Raw genomic sequence first — 25,530 nt, 5'->3', positions numbered from 1 at the left:
TCGAGACCAGGACGTTGATAGGTCAGGTGTGGAAGTGCAGTAATGCATTAAGCTAACTGATACTAATTGCCCGTACGGCTTGTCCCTATAACCTTGACGGTTATGCGCATTTACTATGATGGTGAGTGCTACCCAACCAGAACTTTACTTCTCCCAGATTCGCTGTGGCGCCCGATCGGTGGCGCCAGAGCATACAAGTCAAAGCTTGATGACCATAGTAAGTCGGTCCCACCCCTTCCCATCCCGAACAGGACCGTGAAACGACTCTACGCCGATGATAGTGCTGCAACCAGTGTGAAAGTAGGTTATCGTCAAGCTAGTTATTAAGTGAGAAGGCCCGCCATAGTGCGGGCCTTTTTGCGTTTGGCGCAACAGTATGCGGCGAGAGTTTTGGTGAGTTTTTTGATCTGTGGAAACGAAAGGTGTACTATCTCGACTTTCGCAGCCTCAGCATCACATTTCAATGAAATTCGCAGCCCAAAAAATGCTGTACGTGACATTGGCGTTGCTGGTCGGAACCTCCGCCCAGGCCGATGACACCCATGCCGCCGACGCGCAAGCGCGCTTCAGGAAAGGCGTGCTTCTGACCGAGCAAAACAAGCCCGACGAGGCAATCGCTGTCTTCACCAGATTGACCGAAGATTACAAGGATCTGCCGGAGCCGTATAACAATCTGGCGGTGCTGTATGCTGCCCAGGGGCAGTACGACAAGGCCCGTGTGGTGCTGGAAAAAGCGCTGCGCACCAATCCGGCTTACCACACCGCCTATGAAAATTTGGGCGATATCTACGGCAAGCTGGCCAGCCAGGCTTATGACAAGGCACTGGGGCTCGGTACGCCGACGACGCCAGCCAAGTCCAATCTGACCTTGCTGCGCGCACTGGCGCCTGCATCGGTAACGCTTCCATTTTCCGCCAGGCCTGTAGCAGTTGCTGCGTCGGCGCCGCAAAAAGTTGCGTCTGTCGCGTCTGCCGTGGTGCCGCCCACCGCTCCGCCGCCGCCGAAGGCTGCCGCGCCGGTCGTGGCTCAGCCGACGGTTTCGGCGCCAGCAAAGGTCGCGGCTGTTGCGCCGACGGTAGCGCAGCAGCCTGTTTCGGCGCTATCTAAGGTTGCTGCCGCCACACCAGCTGTGCCCGCGCCTGTTGCCTCGGCGCCGGTGAAGGTGGTTGCTGCACCTGTGCCTGCACCGGCCCCGAAGCCAGCAACGCCGCCGCCGGCCAGGCCGGATACGTCCGAACGTGACGCCGTGATGGCGCAGGTGCATGGCTGGGCCAAGGCCTGGGCGGCGCAGAATGTCGATTCCTACCTCGGCTACTACAGCCAGCAGTTTGAGCCGCCTAAAGGCTTGACGCGCAAGGCCTGGGCTGACGAGCGCCGTGCCCGTATTGAGGGCAAGGGCCGCATCCGCGTGGAGGTGGCGTCGCCGGAGGTGAGTGTGAACGGCAACATCGCCAGAGTAACCTTCCGCCAGACCTATGAGTCCGACCGCCTGACGGCGCGCAGCCGCAAGACGCTGGTGCTGGTCAAGAACGGCGGCAAGTGGCAAATCAAGCAGGAAGTCTCCAATTGAAGGCGCATCTGAAAGCGGGCGGCATGGCGCTGCTTCTCATCAGCCTGATGGGGGGACAGTTCAGTTACGCCGCAAAAAAGCCGGAACGGGCGCCTGTGGCCCGTAAAGCCAACCCGGAAGAACAGCTGGGCGAGATTTACAAAGACCTGGCCAGGCATGACCTCAGCGCCGCGCAGCAGAAGGCGGACGCCCTGGTCGAGGCCTATCCCAACTTCCGCCTGGGCCACCTGATCCGCGGCGATATCCTGCTGATGCATACGCGCGCCGTCGGTAATCTCGGCGCGGCGGTGCCGGCGGGCGCTGAAGCCCGGCTGGCTGACCTGCGCCGTGAGGCGGCGGTGCGGCTGGGGGCCGAACGTCCGGCGCCAGCGCTGCTGCCACGCGCGCTGCTGCAGATGCGCAAGGACCAGCGCCATGCCCTGATCGTCGACGCCAAGCATTCGCGCCTATACCTCTATGAGAACCGCAATGACGGCCTGCGTCTGATGCAGGACTTCTACGTCAGCCAGGGCAAGCTGGGCATCAACAAGTGGAAGGAAGGCGATATGCGCACGCCCGTCGGCGTGTACTACATCGTTGGCCGGCTGGCGGGCGTCAAGTTGCCTGACATGTATGGCAAAGGCGCGTTGCCGCTGGATTATCCTAACGATTGGGACAAGGTACAGGGCCGTGGCGGCTCCGGCATCTGGGTGCACGGCACGCCGCCGGAAACCTTCAGCCGGCCGCCGCTGTCGACCGACGGCTGCGTGGTGGTCAGCAATGACGACCTGAATTTCCTGACGCGCACGGTGGAAATCGGCAAGACGCCCATCCTGATCGGCGATCAGGTGGAGTTTGTCAGCAAGGATCAGCGTGACCGGGATCTGCGGCAAGCCGCCTCGCTGGTCGAGGGCTGGCGCCTGGAGATGGAAAAGCGCGACGATGCCAGCATGAAGGCGATGTATTCGCCAAGGTTCAAATCATCAGCAGATGAGGATGTGTCGACGTGGCTGGCCAGGAATCAGTTCCTGCCGGGCGCGAAGAAGGTGAGTGTCACGGTAACAGATCAAAGCTATTTCCGTCAGCCCAGCCATGAAGAAATGATTGTCAGCAGCTTCACCCAGCAAACCGTGGTGGGTAAATTCCGTCACGCGGTGCGCAAGAAGCAATACTGGGCCAAGGAAGGCAAGAGCTGGAAGATTGTTGCGGAGACCAATGTGTAAGCACATGGCCTCCGCGTGGTGCATCAGAAGTGGTACGCCGCTTTCAGCTCGATGAAGTTCACGCCCGAGTTAGGCTTTTTGTAGCCGCCGTTCGAGAAGTGTTGCAGCTTCAGCGCTACTTCCCAGTTGTTGTCGAACACGTAGCCGGTGGCAATGTGGTCGCCGAACTGGAAGTGGGTGCCGAGGCGGTTGTCGCTGTTGTTGTACAGCTTCGACAGCATGTGCACGCCGATGCCGCCTTCGTAATACAGGCCCTTCTTGTTGTCATTCTGGAAGCGGAATACCGGGGTAAAGCCGATGTCCCACAGCTTGCGCTCCTGGCCAACCTGGTTCATGTAGCGGTTTTCACGCCAGATGCCGGTGCTGGCTTCCCAGTAGCCGCTCAGGTGGGTGCCGTTCGACTGGAACCATTTGTTGTCCCAATCCTTGGTGGCGTTGAAGCGCACCATCTGCACGTGCTCGCCGGCGCCGACGTCGACCGATACGGAATCAATCAATTTGTCATCGGCGAAAGCGCTTTGCGCTACGACCAGGGCGGCAGCCACGGCCATCATTTTTTTAGTGAACATAGTATCCTTGAAATGTTTTGGAGTGCTGTATGTCAGATGTTATACGGCTAACCCGTGATTGTACCGGGGTTCGGGAAAATATTCAGGAGGGGCATTGTCCACGCAAATCTGCTTTTTAGGCATCGGCTTGATGGGGGATCCCATGGTGCGGCGCCTGCTGGCGGCCGGCCATCAGGTGACGGCCTGGAATCGCACCCATGCCAAGGCGGCGGCGCTGGCGGATGCCGGCGCGCGACCGGAGGCCGATCTGGCGCTGGCGGTCAGCGACGCGCACGTCATCATTTCCATGCTGGAGGCCGGCCCGACCGTGCAACAGGTGTTGCAGGCGGCCTTGCCATCGCTGGCGCCCGACGCGTTATGGATCGACATGAGTTCGACGCAGCAGGCGGAAGCGCAGGCTTTCCACGCGCAGCTGGCGGCTCAGGGGCGACGCTTTATTGATGCGCCGGTGTCTGGTGGCGTGGGTGGTGCGGCGGCCGGCACGCTGGCCATCATGGCTGGCGGCAGCGCGGAGGATTTTGCCGAGGCCGAACCAGTGCTGGCAGCCATGGGCCGCGCCACGCTGGTCGGCCCGGCCGGCAGCGGCCAGGTGGCCAAGCTGTGCAACCAGCTGATTGTGGGAGCGACGATCAATATCGTCGCCGAAGCCATGCTGCTGGCGCAGGCGGCCGGCGCCGATCCGGCGGCGATGCGCGCGGCCATCCGTGGCGGCTTTGCCGAGTCGAAGATTCTGGAGGTGCACGGCCAGCGCATGCTGGAGCGGAATTTTGTCGCCGGCGGCAAGGTGACTACGCAGCTGAAGGACCAGCACAACATCCTGGCGGCAGCGCAAGCGGCAGGCATCGTGCTGCCGCTGACCGAGCTGGTGACGGCGCGCTACATGACGCTGTCGCAGACCGTGCCGCAGGCCGATCATTCGGCCGCGCTGCTCGGGCTGGAACAGCTGAATCCGGGGCAGCGCGTCGGCGCCGCGCCGGATCAATTAGGGTGACGGCGGCAGGCTGGCTTCCACCAGCTTGACCCAGAAGCTGGCGCCGACCGGCAGCAAGTTATCGTTGAAGTCGTAGCTGCCGTTGTGCAGCACGCAGGGACCGAGGCCATGGCCGCCGTCGCGGTGGTCGCCCTCGCCATTGCCGATGAAGATGTAGCAGCCGGGGCGCGCCTGCAGGAAGTAGGCGAAATCCTCCGCCGCCATCGATGGTTCGGTCTTGTCGTCGACCTTGTCGGCGCCGACCACGGATTTCATCACTTCGACCGCGAAGCGCGTCGCTTCAGCATGATTGACCAGTGGCGGGTAATTGCGGCGGAACTTGAATTCCACTTCCGCACCGAAGGCGGCAGCGGTGTTGACTGCCACCTCTTCCATCTGCTGCTCGATCATGTCCAGCACCTTGGCCGACAGCGTGCGCACCGTGCCGGCCAGCTTGGCCTCGTCGGGAATGACGTTGGTGGCGGTGCCGGCGTGGAACTGCGTCAGCGACAGCACGGCGGTGTCGATCGGATTGGTGCGGCGGCTGACGATGGTTTGCCAGCTCTGCGCGATCTGCATGCCGATGATGACCGGGTCGATGCACTTGTGCGGCTGCGCGGCATGGCCGCCTTTACCCTTCACCGTCAGATAGAACTCGTTGCTGGAGGCCATCTGCGGGCCGGGCGTCACGCTCATGTGACCGGACGGAATACCAGGCCAGTTGTGCATGCCGTAGATGGCGTCCATCGGGCATTGCTCGAACAGGCCGTCTTCGATCATGCGCCTGGCGCCGGCGCCGCCTTCTTCGGCCGGCTGGAAAATCAGATATACCGTTCCGTCGAAGTTGCGCTGCGTCGCCAGGTGCTTGGCGGCGCCGAGCAGCATGGCGGTGTGGCCGTCATGGCCGCAAGCGTGCATCTTGCCGGGATGGCGCGAGGCGTGGGGGAAGGTGTTGATCTCCTGCATGGGCAACGCGTCCATGTCGGCGCGCAGGCCGATGGCGCGTGTCGACGAGCCGTTCTTGATGACGCCGACCACGCCGGTCACGCCCAGGCCACGGATGACCGGAATGCCCCATTCGGTCAGCTTGGCGGCCACCACGTCGGACGTGCGTTTTTCTTCGTAGCAGAGTTCCGGGTGAGCGTGCAGGTCGCGCCGTATCTGTTGAATTTCGGACTGAAATGCAATGATGGGATCTACCAGTTTCATACTGCTTCTCCAATATTCGGTTCGCTTGCTTTTTGAGCATCGAGAACAGCCATTGTAGCCCTTGTCTGCGGACTTAAGCCAGCGCGCGCGCAATGGTTTACGATACTGCTTTGAGCAAAAGCTTTTTGGATTTTTGACATGACAACCACACAAGTCCGCGCAGCCTGCCCGCTCGACTGCCCCGACACCTGCGCGCTGCTGGTGACGGTGGAAGACGGCGTCGCCACCGCGGTCAAGGGCGACCCCGACCATCCGACCACGGCCGGCGTGCTGTGCACCAAGGTGTCGCGCTACACCGAGCGCACCTATCACGAGGACCGCTTGCTGTATCCGCTGAAACGCGTTGGCAAGAAGGGTGAGGGCAAGTTCGAGCGCATCAGCTGGGACGAGGCGCTGGAAACCATCGCAGCAAGGTTGCAAGCGATAGCGGATCGGGCGCCGGAAGCCATCCTGCCCTACAGCTATTGTGGCACCATGGGCTTGATCCAGGGCGAGTCGATGTCATCGCGCTTCTTCAACAAGATCGGCGCCTCGCTGCTGGACCGCACCATCTGTGCCACCGCCGGCTTCACCGGCTACAAGTACACGGTGGGCGCCTCGGTCGGCACCGACATGGAGCAATTCCAGAACGCCAAGCTGCTGATCATCTGGGGCGGGAATCCGATCGCCTCCAATCTGCACTTTTGGACCCGCGCGCAGGAGGCCAAGCGCAATGGCGCCAAGCTGATCGCCATCGATCCGTATCGCTCGCTAACGGCGGAGAAGTGCCACCAGCACATCGCGCTGCTGCCTGGCACCGATTCGGCGCTGGCGCTGGGCCTGATGCATGTGCTGATTAACGAAGACCTGCTGGATCACGATTACATCGCGCAGTACACGCTGGGTTTCGATGAATTGAAAGAGCGCGTGCAGGAATGGACGCCGGAACGCACTGCGGAAACCTGCGGCATCAGCGCGCAGGAAGTGCTGGATTTGGCGCGCCTGTACGGCGGCATGGCGAAAGCCGGCGAGCCGGTGGCGATCCGCACCAACTACGGCGTGCAGCGCGTGCGCGGCGGCGGCATGGCGGTGCGGAATATCGCCTGTCTGCCGGCGCTGGTGGGCGCGTGGCGCCATGCGGCCGGCGGCGTGCAGCTGTCGTCGAGCGGCGCGTTCCCGACCAACAAGCCGTGGTTGCAGCGCACCGACCTGCTGAAGAAAATCCCGCGCACCATCAACATGACCACCATCGGCGACGATCTGCTGCGGTCAGCATCGCCGGACTTTGGGCCGGCGGTGGAGGCGGTCATCGTCTACAACTCGAATCCAGTCGCGATTGCGCCGGATTCGGACAAGGTGATGCGCGGCTTCCTGCGCGAAGACTTGTTCACCGTAGTGCTGGAGCACTTCCAGACCGACACCGCCGATTACGCCGACATCGTGCTGCCGGCCACTACGCAGCTGGAGCACATCGACGCGCACACGTCCTACGGCCACCTGTACATGATGGCGAATAATGCCGCCGTCGCACCCCTCGGCGAGGCCAAGGCCAACACCGAAATCTTCCGCCTGCTGGCAGCGAAGATGGGCTTCGACGACGACTGTTTCAAGGAGACGGACGACCAGCTGGCGGCGCAGGCGTTCAACGCGCAGGACGTGCGCGCCATCGGCTTCGACTGGGACGCCTTGAAGCAGAAGGGCTGGCAGAAACTGAATATGCCGGCGGCGCCGTTTGCGCAGGGCGGCTTCCCCACGCCGTCCGGCAAGTGCGAGTTTTATTCCGCGCAGATGGAGAAAGACGGCCTTGATCCGCTGCCTGCATATGTGCCGCCGTATGAGTCGACGGCCAGCAATCCTGCGCTGGCGGCGCGCTATCCGCTGGCGATGATTTCGCCGCCGGCACGCAACTTCCTCAACTCCACCTTCGTCAACGTCAAGAGCCTGCGTTCGGCGGAGGGCGAGCCGCACCTGGACATCCACCCGGACGACAGCGCGGCGCGCGGCATCGCGGCGGGCGACATGGTGCGCATCTACAATGACCGCGGCTCCTTTGTGGCCAAGGCGCGCGTGACCGACAAGGCGCGTGCCGGCCTGGTTGTCGGCTTGTCAGTATGGTGGAAAAAGCTCGCCACGGATGGTAAAAACGCCAATGAGGTTACCAGCCAACAGTTGACCGATATGGGCCGCGCGCCGACTTTTTACGATACACTGGTTCAAGTCGAGAAGGTCTCTGCTTGAAGGTGATGTATGCGCAATATTGCACGCCAAATGCTCCGCGCCAGGTTCTGGCTGGCGCCGGCGTGCGCGGCGGCGATGCTGGCCGGTTGCGCGCAATTCAAGTATTACATGCAGGCCGCGCAAGGCCAGTATTCGCTGTGGTCGGACGCCCGTCCGATCGATGACTGGCTGGGCGATCCGTCTACCGATCCGCAACTGCGCGCGCGCCTCGAAAAAGCCCTGTTGATACGCAAGTTCGCGGTCAAGGAACTGGGCCTGCCGGACAACGCCAGCTATAAAAACTACGCCGCCTTGTCGCGGCCCTTCGTGCTGTGGAATGTGGTGGCGACGCCAGAGCTGTCGCTGCGGCCGATCCAGTGGTGCTTCCCGATCGCCGGCTGCGTCAGCTATCGCGGCTACTACAGCAAGGAAGATGCAATGGCCTATGCCGAGGAACTGCGCGCTGAAGGCAACGACGTGCAGGTCGGCGGCGTGCCGGCGTATTCGACGCTGGGCTGGTTCAGCGATCCGCTGCTGTCCACCTTCATCAACTATTCCGACGCCGAGCTGGCGCGCATGGTGTTCCACGAGCTGGCGCACCAGGTGGTGTACGTGCAGGGCGATACCCAGTTCAACGAAAGCTTCGCCACCGCAGTGGAGGAGGCTGGCGTGATGCGTTGGCTGGAGCTGTATGGCACCGATCCGATGCGCGAAGCCTATGTGCGCTACAACGCGCGGCGTCAGGATTTCCTGGCGCTGCTGGTGCGCCACCGGACCATGCTGGCCGACCTGTACGCCGGCAAGACCAGCAGCCGCCACAAGCGCGCCGAGAAGGCACGCATCTTCAAGCACCTGAAGTCCGATTATGAAAAACTCAAGGAAAGCTGGGGTGGCTATGCCGGATATGACCGCTGGTTTGCCGAACCGCTGACCAATGCCCAGCTGTCCGCCGTGGCAACCTACCACGATTATCTGCCTGCCTTCCGCGCCTTGCTAAAGCAGGAGCGAACGTTCGTGCGTTTTTATGGTGCGGTGCAAAAAATAGCAACTTTTGATGCAGCTCAACGCCGACAGCAGTTGGATCTGTTGGGCCGACCGCCGATGCTCAATGCGGAGGGTGGCATGGAAGCGCAACCAGGTGCCGAAGGCACGCATTGATGCTGCGCTGCCGCATGAAAAGCCGTTAGAACCTCTGTTCTAATTATGGTTAAATGCGCTTGCGTACGGGCGTGCTGCCCGATAGCATCGCATCATCAGCAAGCTCCCCTACAACGATAATTATTCGAGACAAGAGGCACAGGATGGAGAAAATCTGGTTGAAGTCGTATCCCCCAGGCATGCAGACTGAAGTGGATACGGGACAGTACCGTTCGCTGGTGCAGCTGCTGGAAGAGTCGTTCCAGAAGTATGCCAGTCGCAATGCGTATGTTTGCATGGACAAGTTCCTCACCTATGCTGAAATCGACGCCTATTCGAAGCGTCTTGGCGCCTGGCTGCAAAGCCGTGGCATGAAGCCGGGTGCGCGGGTCGCCATCATGATGCCGAATGTGCTGCAGTATCCGATCGCGATTGCGGCGATCCTGCGCGCCGGCTACACGGTGGTCAACGTCAACCCACTGTACACGCCGCGTGAGCTGGAGCATCAGCTGAATGATTCGGGCGCCGAGGCCATCATCATCCTGGAGAACTTTGCCACCACGCTGGAGCAGGTGCTGGGCAAGACGCAGATCAAGCACATCGTCGTCGGCAGCATGGGCGAGATGCTGGGCGGCTTGAAGGGCATGCTGGTGAACTTCGTGGTGCGCAGCGTGAAGAAGCTGGTGCCGGCATTCTCGCTGCCGAACGCGGTGCGCTTCAAGGATGCGCTGTCGCAGGGCGGCGGCATGAAGCTGACGCCGGTGGAGCGGCTGTACACCGATCCGGCCTTCCTGCAGTACACCGGCGGCACCACCGGCGTGTCGAAGGGCGCGACGCTGTCGCACAAGAATATCGTCGCCAACCTGCTGCAAAGCGAGGCATGGTCCAAGCCGGCGCTGGGCAATTCGGATGAGCAGGTGGAGATCGTTTGCGCGCTGCCGCTGTATCACATTTTTGCGCTGACGGCGTGCGCGATGTGGGGCATGCGCGTCGGTGCGCTGAATATCCTGGTGCCGAATCCGCGCGACATCGGCGGCTTCGTCAAGGAGCTGGCGAAGTACAAGTTCAATATGTTCCCGGCGGTGAACACCTTGTACAACGCGCTGCTGAACCATCCAGAGTTTGCCAAGCTGGACTTCTCGGGACTGAAGATCTGCAATGGCGGCGGCATGGCGGTGCAGCAGGCGGTCAATGACCGCTGGCTGAAAGCGACTGGCGTGTCCATCATCGAGGGTTACGGCTTGTCCGAGACCTCGCCGGTGGCCACCTGCAACCGCGCCGACAACAAGGAGTTCACCGGCACCATCGGTTTGCCGGTGCCGTCGACCGACATCGCCATCCTGGATGACGATGGCAACGAGGTGCCGCTGGGCACCGCCGGCGAGATCGCCATCCGCGGCCCGCAGGTGATGAGCGGCTACTGGAACCGTCCGGACGAAACGGCCAAGGTGATGACTTCCGACGGCTACTTCAAATCCGGCGACGTCGGCGTGATGGATGCGAATGGCTTCGTCAAGATTGTCGACCGCAAGAAGGACATGATCCTGGTGTCCGGCTTCAACGTCTACCCGAACGAACTGGAAGGCGTGATTGCTGCGCATCCGGGCGTGCTGGAGTGCGCGGCAATCGGCGTGCCGGACGAGCATTCTGGCGAGGCGGTCAAAGTGTTCGTGGTCCGCAAGGATCCGAACCTGACGCAGGAAGCGCTGATGGCCTACTGCAAAGAACAATTTACCGGCTATAAAAAGCCGAAATACATTGAGTTCCGCGAGGAGCTACCAAAAACCAATGTCGGGAAAATTCTGCGACGCATGCTGCGTGACGAACCACCTGGCGAGAAGAAAAAGGCTGCATAAAGATGGAAAAGATTTGGCTCAAGTCGTACCCGGAAGGCGTACCGGCGGAAATTGACAGCACCCAGTTCCGATCGGTCACGCATTTGATGGAAGAGTCCTTCCGCAAGTACGCGGACCGCAACGCTTTTGTGTGCATGGATAAATTCCTGACCTACGGCGAGCTGGATCAACTGTCGCAAAAAATCGGTGCCTGGTTGCAGGGCAAGGGCCTGCAAGCAGGCGCTCGGGTGGCCATCATGCTGCCGAACGTGCTGCAATATCCGGTCATCATGGCCGGCATCCTGCGCGCCGGCTACACGGTGGTCAACGTCAACCCGCTGTACACGCCGCGCGAGTTGCAGCACCAGCTGACCGACTCGGGCGCCGAAGCCATCTTCGTGCTGGAGAACTTTGCCACCACGGTGCAGCAGGTGGTGGCGCAGACCTCGGTGAAACATGTGGTGGTGGCCACCATGGGCGATCTGCTGGGCGGGCTGAAAGGCTTCATCGTCAACTTCGTGGTGCGCAATGTGAAGAAGATGGTGCCGGCATTTTCGCTGCCGGGTTCGGTGTCGTTCAAGCAGGTGCTGTCGGAAGGCCATGGCAAGACGCTGCAGCCGGTCAAGCAGGGGCATGATGATGTCGCTTTCCTGCAGTACACCGGCGGCACGACGGGCGTATCGAAGGGCGCGATCCTGCTGCACCGTAACATCATCGCCAACGTGTTGCAGAACGAAGCCTGGCTGCAGATGAAGGGCAGCAATGAGCAGATGGTGTTTGTGGCCGCGCTGCCGCTGTACCACATCTACTCGCTGACGATCAGCGGCTTCATGAGCATCCGCACGGGCGGCCTGAGCCTGCTGATTCCGAATCCGCGTGACATTCCTGGCTTTGTCAAAGAGCTGGCCAAATACAAGGTGACGGTGCTGCCGGCGGTGAACACGCTGTATAACGCGCTGCTGAACAATGCCGATTTCGCCAGGCTGGACTTCTCGTCCTACAAGCTGTGCAACGGTGGCGGCATGGCGGTGCAGAAGGGCGTGGCCGAGCGCTGGCTGAAGGTGACCGGCACGCCGATCATCGAAGGCTACGGCCTGTCGGAAACCTCGCCGGTGGCAACCGCCAACCGGGTGGACATCAAGGAATTCACCGGCACCATCGGCCTGCCGATTCCATCGACGGAAGTGGCTATCCTGGACGACGATGGCAAGGAACTGCCGCTGGGCTCGACCGGCGAGATCGCCATTCGCGGCCCGCAGGTGATGGCTGGCTACTGGAACCGTGCGGATGAAACGGCGAAGTCGATGACGGCCGACGGCTTCTTCAAGACTGGCGACGTCGGCGTGATGGATGCGCAAGGCTATACCAAGATTGTCGACCGCAAGAAAGACATGATTATCGTCTCCGGCTTCAACGTCTACCCGAATGAAGTGGAAGACGTGGTGGCATCGCATCCGGGCGTGCTGGAAGTGGCGTGCATCGGCGTGCCGGACAAGAACTCGGGCGAAGCCGTCAAGCTGTTCGTGGTGCGCAAGGACCCGAACCTGACGGCCGAGCAGATCCTCGACTTCTGCAAGCATGAACTGACGGCCTACAAAAAGCCGAAGTACATCGAATTCCGCGACGAGCTGCCGAAGACCAACGTCGGCAAAATCCTGCGCCGCCAACTGCGCGACGAAAAAGCCACCGCCTAAAACTCCGCTGTCAAAAATCCGGTGTCAGGTCTGACATTCGCACACGGCCTCAGCCATCAACTGCTGAGCTTGTGTGCGATTGTCAGACCTGACACCGGTTTTATTACGAAGCTGGCGGCGCGGGTGATGGGGCTGGCGGTGTTGTGGACGTCTGCCAGTGCCATGAAGTGCGCGGTGGTGTCGGTTGGCGTGATCGTCAGCAGCATGTAGCCGCGCTTGTCGCTGCGGCCGTATTTGATTGCGGGATTCATCCGCAGGTATTGCTCGGTGCGCGTTTGCGGGCGTGATGGTGAGGTGATTGAGGTGCCACAGAATTCGTTCGCCACGACTGGATTGGAGGCGCTGCGCGGACGCGCCGGATTGCGCGTCAACTCGCTGGCGAAGAAGCTGTGCACGTCGCCCGACAGCACCAGCGGATTGCTGGCGCGGCTGGTGTGCAGCGTGTCCATCAGGTGCTGGCGCGCTGCCGGGTAGCCATCCCAGCCATCGGTCCAGAAGCGGCCGTCGCCTTCTTTGATGATCGGCAGCTGGCTGTTTTGCGCCATCAGCGTTTGCTGCGCCAGGATGTTCCAGCGCGCCTGCGATGAGCTCAGGCCCTGCGCCAGCCATTGTTCCTGTTCTTTTCCCAGCATGGTGCGGCTTTTGTCCCGCAGCGCCGGGCAGGCGCGCAGCAGCACCGAGGTGGAGCCGCCACGCTGCGCCGGCTCACAGGCGAGATGCGCGCGATATTGGCGGTCGTCCAGCACGTGAAAGCGCGCCAGCCTGCCCCAGTCGTAACGCTGGTAGATGCGCATGTGGGCGAAGTTCGCCGGCAGCGCGCGCAATGGCATGTGTTCATAGAAGGCCTGGTACGCAGCGGCGCGGCGTTCGATGAAGCGCGGGTTCAGGCGCTCGTCGCGGTCGTCGGCGTAGTCGTTGGCGACTTCGTGGTCGTCCCAGGTGACGATCCATGGCGCGGCATGGTGCGCGGCTTGCAGGTCGCGGTCCGATTTGTATTGGGCGTAGCGCGCACGGTAGTCGGCCAGCGTGAAGCTTTCTGATGAGCGCACCGCGCTCTGCGGGTGCTGCAGCTGGTACGGCCCCCATTCGTAGATGTAGTCGCCCAGAAAGGCCACCAGATCGGGCGCGGCAGCGGTGATGTGACGGTGCGCGGCGTAGGTGCCGAATTCCCAGTGCTGGCAGGAGGCCACGGCCAGCTTGAGCTGCTTCGGCATGCTGCCGGCGGTGGGCGCGGTGCGGGTGCGGCCGGCCGGGCTGATGGCGTCGCCCAGCATGAAGCGATACCAGTACCAGCGGTCCGGCTGCAAACCGGTGACGTCGACATGGACGCTGTGCGCCAGTTCAGGTGCGGCGCTGGCCGTGCCCTTGGCAACGATGCGGCGGAAGTTGTCGTCTTCCGCCATTTCCCAGCGCACGCTGAAGGCGATTGCCGGCATGGCGGCGGCGTTCAACGGGTCGTGCAGGATGCGGGTCCAGATGATGACGGCGTCCGGCAGCGGTGAGCCGGAGGCGACGCCCAGGCTGAATGGATAGGCGTTGCCGCTTTCGCGCGCGGCGACGCGGTTCTGCGCGAGGACGTTGCCGCTGGCGCTGCTCAGCGCTGCCGCGCTGAGCGCGGACAGGCGGCTGGCGGTGGCGAGGAAGATGCGGCGGTGTTCGTCCATGCGTGCGGTCAGCGCGCGCGCCGCTCAGGAATGCATCAGCGTTTCGATCGGCGGCACCTTGCGTGGCTTGCGGTCCGAATCGGTGGCCACATAGGTCAGCGTGGCTTCGGTGACTTTCACGGTGTCGGCCTGCAGGCGGTTGCGCTCCGCGTACACTTCCACCTGCACGGTGATGGATGTATTGCCAACCTTGACAATATCAGCATAGAACGACAGCAGGTCGCCGACAAACACCGGGTTCTTGAATACGAAGGAGTTGACCGCGATGGTGGCCACACGGCCATTCGCGCGGCGCGTGGCCGGCAGCGAGCCGGCGATGTCCACCTGGGCCATGATCCAGCCGCCAAACACGTCGCCGTAGACGTTGGCGTCGGACGGCGCGGGCATCATGCGCAGTTCCGGCATCTTCCCGGCTGGCAGGCCGCGATTGATGGTGTTGACGGCGATCGGGGCGGAAGTTTCGGGCGTGGTCATCTTAAAATCTCTTCAGGGGCTACAATGATCGGGATTGAACCATAAAACGCTATTATCCACCATGCGCCGTTACGCCGATTCCTCGCCAGCTCCCGCCAGCACCGCTCCTTCCCGCAGCGACTTTTCCACCCTCCGCACCCTGCTGCCGTACTTATGGGTCTACAAATGGCGCGTGGCGCTGGCATTGGGCTGCCTGGTCGGCGCCAAGCTGGCCAACGTCGGCGTGCCGGTGGTGATGAAGAAGCTGATCGATTCGCTGACCATCACGCCTTCCCATCCGCAAGCCTTGCTGGTGCTGCCGCTGGGCGCACTGGTGGCGTACGGCATCCTGCGCGTATCGACCACGGTGTTCACCGAACTGCGCGAGTTCCTGTTTGCGCGCGTGACACAGCGCGCGGTGCGCACCATCGCGCTACAGGTGTTCCGCCATCTGCATGCCTTGTCGCTGCGCTTCCATCTTAACCGCCAGACCGGCGGCATGACGCGCGATATCGAACGCGGCACACGCGCCGTCGGTTCGCTGATTTCGTACACGCTGTTTAACATCCTGCCGACGCTGGTGGAGATCACGCTGGTGCTGGGCTACCTGGTCACGCATTACGATATCTGGTTCTCGGTGATTACCTTGGCGGCGCTGGTGTCCTACATCAGCTTCACCGTCATCATCACCAACTGGCGCACGCACTTCCGCCGCACCATGAACGAGATGGATTCGAAGGCCAATACCAAGGCCATCGATTCGCTGATCAACTACGAGACGGTCAAATACTTCGGCAACGAGGAGTATGAGGCCCGGCGCTATGACGAGGGCTTGCAGAGCTACGAGAGCGCGGCGGTGAAATCGCAAACCTCGCTGTCGCTGCTGAATACCGGCCAGTCGATGATTATCGCGATTGCGGTCACGCTGATCCTGTGGCGCGCCACCGTCGGCGTCATCGACGGCAAGATGACGCTGGGCGATCTGGTGCTGGTCAACGCCTTCATGATCCAGCTGTATATTCCGCTGAACTTCCTCGGCGTAATCTACCGCGAAATCAAGCAAAGCCTGGCCGACATGGAGAAGCTGTTCTCGCTGCTGGACCAGAACCGCGAGATCGCCGACGCGGCGGATGCCCGGCCGCTGGTCACGCACGGCGCCGAGGTGCGCTTCAAGCACGTGGATTTCAGCTACGATCCGAAGCGCCAGATCCTGTTCGACGTCGACTTCACCATCGCGCCCGGCACGACGACTGCGGTGGTGGGACACAGCGGCTCGGGCAAGTCGACCTTGTCGCGCCTGCTGTTCCGCTTCTATGAGGTGAACACCGGCGGCATCACCATCGACGGCCAGGACCTGCGCATGCTGACGCAGGATTCGGTGCGTCACGCGATCGGCATCGTGCCGCAGGATACGGTGCTGTTCAACGACACCATTGAATACAACATCGCCTATGGCAAGCCGGGTGCGTCGCATGACGAGATTGTGGCGGTCGCGCGCGCCGCATCGATCCACGATTTCATCGACAGCCTGCCGGACGGCTACAAGACCATGGTGGGCGAACGCGGCCTGAAACTCTCCGGCGGCGAAAAGCAGCGCGTAGCGATCGCCCGCACGCTGCTGAAGAATCCCGCCATCCTGATCTTCGACGAGGCCACGTCGGCGCTGGACTCCAAGGCGGAGCAGGCGATCCAGGCGCAGCTGAAGGAAATCTCTCGCACACGCACCACAATGGTGATTGCGCACCGCTTGTCGACCGTGGCTGATGCGCAGCAGATCATCGTGCTGGATCATGGCCGCATCGTAGAGCGTGGTACGCATCAATCGCTATTGGCAGCGGACGGTCTGTATGCTCAAATGTGGGAACGCCAGCAGGCGAGGGCGGATGATGATGAAGTCTTAAACCAAGGAGCTGACCAATGAAGTCTCGTTTTGTGCTGGGTGCTGTGACTGCAATGCTGGCGTGTGTGCAAAGTGCTTACGCTGCCGATCCGACGGAGCCGCAATTCCGCGCCCTGTACAAGGAGCTGGTCGAAACCAATACCACGCTGTCGGCCGGCAGCTGCACGCTGGCGGCGGAGCGCATCGCGGCGCGCCTGAAGACGGCCGGCTTCCCTGAGTCGGACCTGCACCTGTTTGCCGATCCGGCGCATCCGAAAGAGGGCGGCCTGGTGGCCGTCCTGCCGGGACGCGATCCGAAGGCGAAAGCCATCCTGCTGCTGGCGCACATCGATGTGGTGGAAGCCAAGCGCGAAGACTGGGTGCGTGATCCGTTCACGCTGATCGAGGAAGATGGCAAGTTCTACGCGCGCGGTGCGCTGGACGACAAGGCGCAGGCGGCCATCTGGGCCGATTCGCTGGTGCGCTTCAAGCAGGAAGGCTACAAGCCGCGCCACACACTGAAGATGGCGCTGACCTGCGGCGAGGAGACCGCCGGCGCCTTCAACGGCGCCGAGTGGCTGACCAGGAATCGCCGTGAACTGATCGACGCGGGCTATGCGCTGAACGAAGGCGCTGGCGGTGAGTTGAACGCGGCGGGCAAACGCGTGTCCATGACGGTGCAGGCGGGCGAGAAGGTGGCGCAGAACTACCGCCTGGAAGTGACCAATCGCGGCGGCCACAGTTCGCGTCCGGTGAAGGACAACGCCATCTATCACCTGGCTGGCGCGTTGGAGAAAATCCAGGGCTATGAATTCCCGATCCAGCTGACCGACGGCAGCAAGGGTTATCTGAATGCGATGTCGAAGATCCAGCTGGCTGCAGGTCACAAGGAGATTGCCGACGCCATGCTGGTGGTGGCGAAGAATCCGGACGATGCCAAGGCGGTCAAGCTGGTATCGGAAGCCAGCCCGAGCTGGGCGGCGATGCTGCACACCACCTGCGTGGCGACCATGCTGGACGCGGGCCACGCCACCAACGCGCTGCCGCAGCGCGCCCGCGCCAACGTCAACTGCCGCATCTTCCCCGGCGTGACGCAGGAGACGGTGCGCCAGGCGCTGGTGAATGCGATTAACGATCCGGCGGTGAAGGTGGAGACGCTGGAGATCCGTGGCGAGAACTCGGCACCGCCTGCACTGACGCGCGCCATCATGGAGCCGGTTGAAAAACTGACCGCGAAGATGTGGCCTGGCGTGCCGGTGATGCCGATCCTGCAGTCCGGCGCCACCGACGGCCAGTTCCTCAATGCGGCCGGGATTCCGACCTACGGCATCAGCGGCATCTTCCTGACGCCGGACCTGGGCAATATCCACGGCCTGAATGAATACATCGGCGTGCAGTCGCTGATGGAAGGCCGTATCTTCCTGCACGAGCTGGTGAAGATCTACGCCGAGCAGATCTAAGCCAGTGCGCGATATCTGAAGTCGCGCATCTTCACCGTGCCTGCGCCCGCGCTGTAGATGCCGGGTTGCAGGCTGAGGAAGCCGCCGAACACATTGTGGTGCAGGCCGGAGACTTCCATCTGCCACGGGTGCTGCTTCCACTCCTTGCCGTCCAGCGAGTAGTGGAAGGTGACGATGTGGCGGTCGTTCTTTACGCGGATATGCACGGTGGAGACTTCCATCTTTTCCCGCATCCAGCTTTGCTCTTGCGAGTGGGCGAAGGTTTTCATGTGCGCTTGCGTGAAGCCGATGCCGACGTAGGCGCGTTCGTTGTAGTGCAATAGCAGGCCGCCTTCCGCATCGGCGCCGATGTCGAGCGTGATGGTGGCTTCGTAGGCGCGGTCGCCGGTGATGAAGGTCAGCGGCGACGAGTCGATTGGTGATGTGCCTTTGCCTTTCACCGCCAGCGCGCCGCGCGTGTGCTGCACGCGTTTCATCTCATCCGGGCCGGGATTGAAGAAGCTCCATTGCACACCGAACCGCAGCGTCTGGAAATCATCGGACTTGGCGAAGTTGTGCTGCACTGCCTTGCCTTTCTTCGGCATTGGCAGTGGCGCGGACAGGTCGCCGCCTTTGGCTTTGAACCAGCCGTCGCTGGTCCATTCGATCGGCTCAAGCAGGCATTGACGGCCCAGTGTGCGGTAGCCGTTTTCGTAGCCGTGGTAGACCATCCACCAGTCGCCGGCCGGACCTTCGACCAGCGTCGCATGGCCGCGCGACCACCATTTCTCTTCGGCGCTTTGGGTGCGCACCAGTGGATTCTGAGGATGGTTTTCCCATGGACCGTGGATGGAACGCGAGCGGGCGGCGATGACCATGTGGCTGGTCGGCGGGCCGGAAGTGCCGCCAACCGCCAGCACCAGATAGAACCATTCGCCGCGCTTGAGCAGCTTGGGGCCTTCGGGGGCGAACATTTCCACTACCCAGTCTTGCGGGTAGCGCCACGGTTCGTAGACTTTTTCCAGTGTGCCGACGGTGGCCAGGCCGTCGTCGGTCAGCTGGATGCGGCGCACGCCGTTGACGAACAGGTAGCGCTTGCCGTCTTCGCCGACCGCGTGGCCTGGGTCGATCGCACCTTCGATCTTCAGGTCGACCGGATCGCTCCACGGGCCTTTGATGTGGTCGGCCCAGATGACGTAGATGCTGGTGCCGGCGGGGATGTAGATGAAGTAGCGGCCGTTGTGCTTGATCAGGTCCATGGCCCAGATGCTGCCAAGCGGCTTGCTCAGCGCGGGGCCGATCGGCTGCCAGTTCACCAGGTCCTGCGAGTGCCAGATGATGACGCCGGGGTAGGATAGGAAGGACGAGAACGTCATGTAGTAATCGTCGCCGTCCTTGAGGATGGTGGGATCGGGATGGTCGCCGGCGAGGATGGGATTGAGGAAGGTGCCGTTGCCCAGGTCCGCCTTGCGCTGGCCTTCGATGCCGCGTGCCCATTTCGGCTCGGCGTGCGCCGCGTGCGCCAGTTGTGGCGCGACGGCGGCGCCAGCAAGCAAAGTCTTCAGCGCGGTGCGCCGCGTAGCAGTCATATCGTCTCCATCGGAATAGAATTATTCCCCGATGGTGCATCAACCCTTCATCCATCGCAATTACGAAAACCGCCAAGCCGGATAACGATTCCGCCCAACCGCCCCGCCTGCTTGATGTGCGCCACCGCAAAGCGCATCATATCCATTCAGACTACCCTTCGATGACATCTTCGACCTCGGAGGACTTATGTCTCAATTCTATAAATACTTCAAAGAAAACATGGAAGCGCTCGGCCTGCCTGCTCCAGAAAACTTGTACGGCAATTTGCAACTGGCGATAAATACAGCCATGACATTGGTTGGTTATGTGGAGAAATTTGGCACTAAAGTAACTGTGCGGGAAATGATAGGCGCGGGCATACGTGGCGAAAAGCTACTGACGGTTTGGACGATGGGTGCCTCTTATTATGTTGGCGCGGTAATAGGCAGCATTGCTGTGGCTGCCGGGCGCAGTCTGGCTGGAGGTACTTCTCTTGCTGACGTGCTAATTCGCGCTCAAATGAATCACTTACATCGGCCATGGCTACCTGGCGTCCTGCTGCGCCATCCGGAAATTTACAAACGGAGGAACAAATGAAAGATGGTTTGATGTTGTTGTTGACCGCAGTTGTCTGTGCTGCCGGGGCTGCGTTGTTTTTCAGGATTTTTGGCAGCGACGCGCTTAACATTATCGTCCTGTTGACGCTGGTCGGCACGATTGGCGACAACTTCCGCCTGCGGCGCCGTCTGCGGGAGATGGGAGCCAAGCCTGAAGGCAAGCGCACCTGGTTGTAAGGACAAAAAAAAGCCACCGCGAACGGTGGCTTTTTGGTTGCTGCTTAGGCAGATTCTTTCGGCGGGTCCATCTCGCCTTCCCACTTGGCGACGACGGCGGTGGCGATGCCGTTGCCGATGACGTTGGTTGCGGAGCGCGCCATGTCGAGGAAGTGGTCGATACCCAGCAGCAGCAGCATGCCGGCTTCCGGAATGTTGAACTGGCCCAGCGTCGCGGCAATCACCACCAGCGAGGCGCGCGGCACGCCAGCCATGCCTTTCGACGTCAGCATCAGCACCGCCATCATGGTCATCTGCTGGCCCAGCGACATTTCAATGCCGTAAGCCTGGGCGATGAACACGGTGGCGAAGGTGCAGTACATCATCGAACCATCGAGGTTGAACGAGTAGCCGATCGGCAGCACGAACGAGGCGATGCGGTTGCGCACGCCGAAACGCTCCAGGCCTTCCAGCGTTTTCGGATACGCCGCTTCGCTCGATGCGGTCGAGAAGGCCAGCAGCGCCGGGCTGCGCATCTCTCTCATCAGCGCAAAGACGCGCCCTTTCAGGAACAGGAAGCCGATGAAGATCAGCAGCGCCCACAGCAGCGCGATGCCGAAGTAAAACTCGGCCATGAACACGCCATAGGTCGACAGCACGCCCAGGCCGCTCTTGGCGATGGTGCCGGCCACTGCCGCAAACACGGCGAACGGCGCAAACATCATCACGTAGCCGGTGACTTTCAGCATCACGTGCGCCACGCCGTCCAGCGCTTCGATCAGTGCATTGGCTTTCTGGCCGACAGCAGCCGCAGCCGAGCCGAAGAACAGCGAGAAGATCACGATCTGCAGGATTTCGTTCTTGGCCATGCCGTCAACGATCGACGATGGCACCAAGTGGGTGACGAAGTCTTTCAGCGTCAGGCTGGAGGTGGCCAGATCGACCTTGCCGGCGGTGGCGGCCATGTGGCCCAGCAGCGCGTCGCCCGGACGGAAGATGTTGACCAGCACCAGGCCCAGGCTCAAGGACATCAGCGAGGCGATGAAGAACCAGCCCAGCGTCTTGACGCCGACGCGCCCAACGGCGGTGGCGTCGCCCATCTTGGCGATGCCGCACACCAGCGTGGAGAACACCAGCGGCGCGATAATCATCTTGATCAACCGCAGGAACAGCGTGGTGATCAGCGCCATGGTGTCGGCAAAGCCGGTCGGGTTAGCCAGATTGGTGTTGGCGATATAGCCGGTAATAATGCCTATGGCCAGACCAATCAGGATGTAGGTGGTCAATCGGCTTTGTTTGTTCATATGTTTGGGTTTCCTGTGGTAGTGTCTCTCTGAGCCTGCGCAGCGGGCAGGATGGCCGCCGCTGCGTTCTTATTAGCGTGGCGACAGCCGGTTTTGGGTGCGCCGGCTGCTGAAACTATTGGCAAGTTCCGCAGTATCCTTGTGGGCAGGGGCGCTGTCAAGCGCGCACCGGCCCGGCTACAGGCCAGACCGAATAATCTATTTTCCTATGATCGAAATCAAAAATATCAGCAAGTGGTATGGGCAATTCCAGGTGCTCAAGGAGTGCAGCACCCAGGTGGAAAAGGGCGATGTGATGGTGATTTGCGGCCCCTCCGGCTCTGGCAAGTCCACGCTGATCAAGACCGTCAACGGGCTTGAACCGTTCCAGCAGGGTGAAATTATCGTTGATGGCACCTCGGTCGGTGCCCAAGGCACGGATTTGCCGGCGCTGCGGGCGCGCATCGGCATGGTGTTCCAGAATTTCGAGCTGTTTCCGCATTTATCGGTGCGCGACAACCTGACGCTGGCCCAGATCAAGGTGCTGGGCCGCAGCGACGAGGAAGCTACCGCGCGCGGCCTGCAATACCTGGACCGCGTCGGCCTGCTGGCGCAGCAGGATAAATTCCCCGGCCAGTTGTCGGGCGGACAGCAGCAGCGTGTGGCCATCGCCCGCGCGCTGGCCATGGACCCGATCGCCATGCTGTTTGACGAGCCGACCTCGGCGTTGGACCCGGAAATGATCAACGAGGTGCTGGATGTCATGGTGGGCCTGGCGCAGGAGGGTATGACCATGATGGTGGTCACGCACGAAATGGGCTTCGCCCGCAAGGTGGCCAACCGCGTGGTGTTCATGGACCAGGGCGCCATCCTGGAAGACACCGCCAAGGACGAATTTTTCCAATCCCCGCGTACCGAGCGTGCGCGCGACTTCCTGGCCCGTATAATTCACTGATGAAAATTTCCATTAAGCAATTAGGTAGCGCAATGCTGGCGCTGGGAGTGCTGGGCGCCGCTCATGCTGATGCTGCAGACAAAATCGCCGCCGATCTGGTGCTGACCAAGGCCACGCTGATCGATGTGGCGGGTGGCAAAACCGTCACCGGCAAGTCCGTGGTGCTCAAGGGCGACACCATCCTGGCCGTGGTGGACGACAAGCAGTTGTCCAACTATGCCGCCAAGAAAACCATCAGCCTGCCGGGCAAGTATGTGATGCCGGGCCTGTGGGACACGCACGTCCACTTCGGCGGCGGTCCGGCGCTGATCGATGAGAACAAGCATTTATTGCCGCTGTATCTGGCCTACGGCATTACCACCGTGCGCGATTGCTCGGGTGACTTGCCGGACACTGTGCTGCAATGGCGCGAGCAGATCAACGCGCGCCAGCTGGAGGGGCCGACCATCTTTACCTCCGGCGCCAAGTTGGAAGGCTACAAGCCGCTGTGGAAGGGCACGATCGAAGTCGGCACGCCGGAAGAAATCAGCAAGGCGCTGGACAAGCTGCAAGGGCAGAAGGTGGACTTCGTCAAGATTACCGAGAACACGCTGACGCCGGAAATGTATCTGGAGGCGCTGCGCCAGGCCAAGGAGCGCGGCATGCGCACCTCGGGCCATATTCCGGTGCAGCTGACGCTGGCCACGATGTTTGACGCTGGCCTGGGCACGGTGGAACACCAGTCCTATCTGCTGCGCGCGGCTACGCCGAAAGAGAAGGAATTGACCGCGCAGGTGGCGGCCGGCACGCTGACCGGTCGCGAGGCGACCAAACAGAGCCTGGCGACGTATGACGAGGCCACCGCGCGTTCGTCGTTCCGCTACATGGCGTCCAGGGACGCGGCGGTGGTGCCGACCTTGTCGGTGTCGCGCGTGGTGGCGTACCTGGATCAGGACGACCACGCACACGACGAGGCTTTGCAGTACATCGGCAAGGGCTTGCGCGCCACCTACGACTGGCGCGTGCAGCGCGCGGCGCAGGATGACGCGGCTGCGATTGTGTACCGCAAGGCGGTGTTCGAGAAATCGGCGTCGCTGCTGCCGATCTTGCAGCAGGAAGGCGTCAGCATCATCGCCGGCACCGACGCGGGCTTCCTCAACTCCTACGATTATCCGGGCCAGGCGTTGCATGACGAGATCGGTCTGTACGTGAACTACGGCCTGACGCCGGTGCAGGCGCTGCAAACGGCGGTCATCAACGGCCCGCGCTTCCTCGGCAAGCAGGATCGCTACGGCGCGCTGGAAGCCGGCAAGGCGGCCGACGTGCTGGTGCTGGACGCCAATCCGCTGCAAGACATCGCCGCCACGCGCAAGATCCGCACCGTGATCAGCCATGGCCAGGTCTACGACCGCGCCCGCCTTGACAAAATCCTGGCCGACACCCAAGCCTGGGCCGCGCAGACCAAGGCGGAGTAATCTCTTAATCGTAGTGCGTCCACATGCGCAGGATGCGCACGATTTTCTGGTCCGGGAACACCTCATAGACCAGCCGGTGGTGAATATTGATCCGGCGTGAGTAGGTCCCGGCCAGGTCGCCGATCAGTTTCTCAAATGGCGGCGGACGCGCAAAGGGATCGCTGGCAAGAATGTCCAATAGCGCCTGGGCCTGTTTTTTCAGATGCGCTGCCGCCAGTTTCCTCGCGTCCTTCTGCGCCTGGTGCGAGTACACGATTTGCCAGCTCACCAGTTCAGTTCCTTGCTGGCTTCTTTCAAAGGTTCTGCGCGCGCTGCGATGATGGATTCGCGCATGCCGGGAACTGACAATAAGTACAACGTCTCCTGTATCGCCGCCCAGTCCTCGGCCGACACCAGAACGGCATTATTGCGCTTGCCGGTGATCGTGACCGGGGCATGGCTGGCTGCTGCTTCATCGATCAGGTTGTAAAGCCGGGCGCGGGCTTCGCTGGCGGAAATGGTGTCCATGATGGCTCCAATGAGGCGTTGGCTTAAACGTACGCTTATGCGTACGTGGTGTCAAGCGACTGCCGCAACGAGGTAAAATATCGGCTATTCGCATTTGATAGCCTGAAAGCCCGCCGCCATGTCCGACCTCGCACACACTCCCGACAGCATCACCATCATCCGTCCAGACGACTGGCACCTGCACCTGCGCGACGGCGCCACGCTGGCCAGCGTGCTGCCGCATAGCGCGCGCCAGTTCGGCCGTGCGATTGTGATGCCTAACCTGAAACCGCCGGTGACTACTACCGCTGCCGCTGTCGCCTATCGCGAACGCATCGTGGCGGCGCTGCCGCAAGGCATGGACTTCGAGCCGCTGATGACGCTGTACCTGACCAACAACACGCAGCCGGACGAAATCCTGCGCGCACAGGAAAGCGGCATCGTCCACGCGGTCAAGCTGTACCCGGCTGGCGCCACCACCAATTCGGACGCCGGCGTCACCGACCTGGCCAACTGCTACAAGGTGCTGGAGAAGATGCAGGAAACCGGCATGCCCTTCCTGGTTCACGGTGAAGTCACCGATCAGGATATCGACCTGTTCGATCGCGAAGCCGTGTTCATCGAACGGGTGATGCGCCCGCTGCGCCGTGATTTCCCGGCGCTGAACATCGTCTTCGAGCACATCACCACCAAGCACGCCGCGCAGTATGTGGCGGAAGCGGAAGGTCCGATTGCCGCCACCATCACCGCGCACCATCTGCTGTACAACCGCAACGATATCTTCAAGGGCGGCATCCGCCCGCACTACTACTGCCTGCCGGTGCTGAAGCGCGAAGAACATCGCCTGGCGCTGGTCACGGCGGCCACCAGCGGCGACGAGCGCTTCTTCCTCGGCACCGACTCGGCGCCGCACGCGCAGGGCGCCAAGGAAGCCGCCTGCGGCTGCGCCGGCTGCTACACCGCGCTGCACGCGATGGAGCTGTACACCGAAGCGTTTGAGCGCGCCGGCGCGCTCGACAAGCTGGAAGCCTTCGCCAGCCTGAATGGCCCGGCCTTCTACGGCCTGCCGGTCAACCAGGGCACGATCACGCTGAAGCGCGAGCAGTGGACGCTGCCGGAAGCGCTGCCGCTGGCCGACCAGCAGGTGATCCCGCTCAACGCCGGTGAAACCATCAACTGGAAAATGGTGTAAG

The 25,530-nt window shown here is 61.8% G+C and carries 22 protein-coding genes and 2 rRNA genes; 16 read left to right on the top strand and 8 right to left on the bottom strand.

The window, feature by feature from the left end; translation table 11 throughout:
• The 4 genes from BLS51_RS12265 to BLS51_RS12250 all read left to right on the top strand — a co-directional run.
• Positions 1–87: ribosomal RNA gene (locus BLS51_RS12265) — 23S ribosomal RNA — on the top strand; the annotation flags it as partial.
• 117 nt (positions 88–204) lie between these two features.
• Positions 205–317 (top strand): 5S ribosomal RNA (gene rrf / locus BLS51_RS12260).
• 146 nt (positions 318–463) lie between these two features.
• A complete protein-coding gene (locus BLS51_RS12255; protein WP_090182270.1) occupies positions 464–1,570 on the top strand; it encodes a L,D-transpeptidase Cds6 family protein in 1,107 nt (368 codons plus the stop codon).
• Between the two features lie 23 nt (positions 1,571–1,593).
• On the top strand, positions 1,594–2,772 hold the full coding sequence (locus tag BLS51_RS12250; protein WP_229207528.1) for a L,D-transpeptidase family protein: 1,179 nt from the start codon (positions 1,594–1,596) through the stop codon (positions 2,770–2,772).
• Between the two features lie 23 nt (positions 2,773–2,795).
• On the opposite strand, the gene BLS51_RS12245 is transcribed toward BLS51_RS12250, so the two are convergent.
• A complete protein-coding gene (locus BLS51_RS12245) occupies positions 2,796–3,341 on the bottom strand; it encodes an acyloxyacyl hydrolase (RefSeq protein ID WP_090182272.1) in 546 nt (181 codons plus the stop codon).
• A gap of 106 nt (positions 3,342–3,447) precedes the next feature.
• On the opposite strand from BLS51_RS12245, the gene BLS51_RS12240 reads away from it, so the two are divergent.
• Positions 3,448–4,332 carry an NAD(P)-dependent oxidoreductase gene (locus BLS51_RS12240; RefSeq protein ID WP_255369063.1) on the top strand — a complete coding sequence of 295 codons (885 nt, stop codon included), beginning with the start codon at positions 3,448–3,450 and terminating at the stop codon, positions 4,330–4,332.
• On the opposite strand, the gene BLS51_RS12235 is transcribed toward BLS51_RS12240, so the two are convergent.
• Entirely contained in the window at positions 4,324–5,520 is a 1,197-nt protein-coding gene (locus tag BLS51_RS12235) for a M20 aminoacylase family protein (protein WP_090182274.1), read from the bottom strand. The genes BLS51_RS12240 and BLS51_RS12235 overlap by 9 nt on opposite strands.
• 138 nt (positions 5,521–5,658) lie before the next feature.
• Here BLS51_RS12235 and BLS51_RS12230 point away from each other — a divergent pair, with 138 nt between their 5' ends.
• From BLS51_RS12230 to BLS51_RS12215, 4 genes are all read left to right on the top strand, one after another.
• A complete protein-coding gene (locus tag BLS51_RS12230; RefSeq protein ID WP_090182276.1) occupies positions 5,659–7,737 on the top strand; it encodes a molybdopterin-containing oxidoreductase family protein in 2,079 nt (692 codons plus the stop codon).
• Between the two features lie 30 nt (positions 7,738–7,767).
• The gene (locus BLS51_RS12225; protein ID WP_229207529.1) at positions 7,768–8,874 is read left to right on the top strand and encodes an aminopeptidase; all 1,107 of its coding nucleotides are present in this window, start codon (positions 7,768–7,770) and stop codon (positions 8,872–8,874) included.
• A gap of 143 nt (positions 8,875–9,017) precedes the next feature.
• Entirely contained in the window at positions 9,018–10,709 is a 1,692-nt protein-coding gene (locus BLS51_RS12220) for a long-chain-fatty-acid--CoA ligase (RefSeq protein ID WP_090182279.1), read from the top strand.
• Positions 10,710–10,711: 2 nt separating this feature from the next.
• Positions 10,712–12,382: a long-chain fatty acid--CoA ligase gene (locus BLS51_RS12215; protein WP_090182281.1), complete on the top strand. Its 1,671-nt coding sequence runs from the start codon at positions 10,712–10,714 to the stop codon at positions 12,380–12,382.
• Positions 12,383–12,438: 56 nt separating this feature from the next.
• Here the strand turns inward: BLS51_RS12215 and BLS51_RS12210 are convergent, their stop codons facing one another.
• Positions 12,439–14,046 carry an alkaline phosphatase D family protein gene (locus BLS51_RS12210; RefSeq protein ID WP_090182283.1) on the bottom strand — a complete coding sequence of 536 codons (1,608 nt, stop codon included), beginning with the start codon at positions 14,044–14,046 and terminating at the stop codon, positions 12,439–12,441.
• 24 nt (positions 14,047–14,070) lie between these two features.
• On the bottom strand, positions 14,071–14,520 hold the full coding sequence (locus BLS51_RS12205; RefSeq protein ID WP_090182285.1) for an acyl-CoA thioesterase: 450 nt from the start codon (positions 14,518–14,520) through the stop codon (positions 14,071–14,073).
• 61 nt (positions 14,521–14,581) lie between these two features.
• On the opposite strand from BLS51_RS12205, the gene BLS51_RS12200 reads away from it, so the two are divergent.
• Both BLS51_RS12200 and BLS51_RS12195 read left to right on the top strand, forming a co-directional pair.
• Positions 14,582–16,420 carry an ABCB family ABC transporter ATP-binding protein/permease gene (locus tag BLS51_RS12200; protein WP_090182288.1) on the top strand — a complete coding sequence of 613 codons (1,839 nt, stop codon included), beginning with the start codon at positions 14,582–14,584 and terminating at the stop codon, positions 16,418–16,420.
• Positions 16,417–17,838 (top strand): M20/M25/M40 family metallo-hydrolase, encoded by a 1,422-nt coding sequence (locus BLS51_RS12195; RefSeq protein WP_090182290.1) that lies wholly within the window; start codon positions 16,417–16,419, stop codon positions 17,836–17,838. The genes BLS51_RS12200 and BLS51_RS12195 overlap by 4 nt, the downstream gene beginning before the upstream one ends.
• Here the strand turns inward: BLS51_RS12195 and BLS51_RS12190 are convergent.
• Positions 17,835–19,406: a family 43 glycosylhydrolase gene (locus BLS51_RS12190; protein WP_090182292.1), complete on the bottom strand. Its 1,572-nt coding sequence runs from the start codon at positions 19,404–19,406 to the stop codon at positions 17,835–17,837. The two genes, BLS51_RS12195 and BLS51_RS12190, sit on opposite strands and share 4 nt — an antisense overlap.
• Before the next feature lie 187 nt (positions 19,407–19,593).
• On the opposite strand from BLS51_RS12190, the gene BLS51_RS12185 reads away from it, so the two are divergent.
• Together BLS51_RS12185 and BLS51_RS12180 are read left to right on the top strand one after the other, a co-directional pair.
• A complete protein-coding gene (locus tag BLS51_RS12185; protein ID WP_090182295.1) occupies positions 19,594–19,983 on the top strand; it encodes a hypothetical protein in 390 nt (129 codons plus the stop codon).
• On the top strand, positions 19,980–20,180 hold the full coding sequence (locus BLS51_RS12180) for a hypothetical protein (RefSeq protein ID WP_090182298.1): 201 nt from the start codon (positions 19,980–19,982) through the stop codon (positions 20,178–20,180). The genes BLS51_RS12185 and BLS51_RS12180 overlap by 4 nt, the downstream gene beginning before the upstream one ends.
• A 44-nt stretch (positions 20,181–20,224) precedes the next feature.
• Here BLS51_RS12180 and BLS51_RS12175 read toward each other — a convergent pair whose 3' ends face one another.
• On the bottom strand, positions 20,225–21,463 hold the full coding sequence (locus BLS51_RS12175; RefSeq protein WP_090182300.1) for a dicarboxylate/amino acid:cation symporter: 1,239 nt from the start codon (positions 21,461–21,463) through the stop codon (positions 20,225–20,227).
• A gap of 208 nt (positions 21,464–21,671) precedes the next feature.
• Here BLS51_RS12175 and BLS51_RS12170 point away from each other — a divergent pair, with 208 nt between their 5' ends.
• Together BLS51_RS12170 and BLS51_RS12165 are read left to right on the top strand one after the other, a co-directional pair.
• On the top strand, positions 21,672–22,397 hold the full coding sequence (locus BLS51_RS12170; RefSeq protein ID WP_090182303.1) for an amino acid ABC transporter ATP-binding protein: 726 nt from the start codon (positions 21,672–21,674) through the stop codon (positions 22,395–22,397).
• On the top strand, positions 22,397–23,851 hold the full coding sequence (locus tag BLS51_RS12165; protein ID WP_090182305.1) for an amidohydrolase family protein: 1,455 nt from the start codon (positions 22,397–22,399) through the stop codon (positions 23,849–23,851). Before BLS51_RS12170 ends, BLS51_RS12165 begins: the two co-directional genes overlap by 1 nt.
• Positions 23,852–23,855: 4 nt before the next feature.
• Here the strand turns inward: BLS51_RS12165 and BLS51_RS12160 are convergent, their stop codons facing one another.
• Both BLS51_RS12160 and BLS51_RS12155 read right to left on the bottom strand, forming a co-directional pair.
• Positions 23,856–24,119 carry a Txe/YoeB family addiction module toxin gene (locus BLS51_RS12160; protein WP_090182308.1) on the bottom strand — a complete coding sequence of 88 codons (264 nt, stop codon included), beginning with the start codon at positions 24,117–24,119 and terminating at the stop codon, positions 23,856–23,858.
• Complete coding sequence (locus BLS51_RS12155; RefSeq protein WP_090182311.1) at positions 24,116–24,358, bottom strand: type II toxin-antitoxin system Phd/YefM family antitoxin; 243 nt, start codon at positions 24,356–24,358, stop codon at positions 24,116–24,118. Before BLS51_RS12155 ends, BLS51_RS12160 begins: the two co-directional genes overlap by 4 nt.
• Positions 24,359–24,476: 118 nt before the next feature.
• Between BLS51_RS12155 and pyrC the strand changes: the two genes are divergently transcribed.
• Positions 24,477–25,529 carry a dihydroorotase gene (gene pyrC / locus BLS51_RS12150; protein ID WP_090182313.1) on the top strand — a complete coding sequence of 351 codons (1,053 nt, stop codon included), beginning with the start codon at positions 24,477–24,479 and terminating at the stop codon, positions 25,527–25,529.
• Position 25,530 lies beyond the last annotated feature (1 nt).

It is taken from the genome of Duganella sp. OV510 (assembly GCF_900100205.1).
In the GTDB taxonomy this organism is placed as follows: Bacteria; Pseudomonadota; Gammaproteobacteria; order Burkholderiales; family Burkholderiaceae_D; genus Rugamonas.
This window is presented reverse-complemented; position numbering and strand designations above follow the sequence as displayed.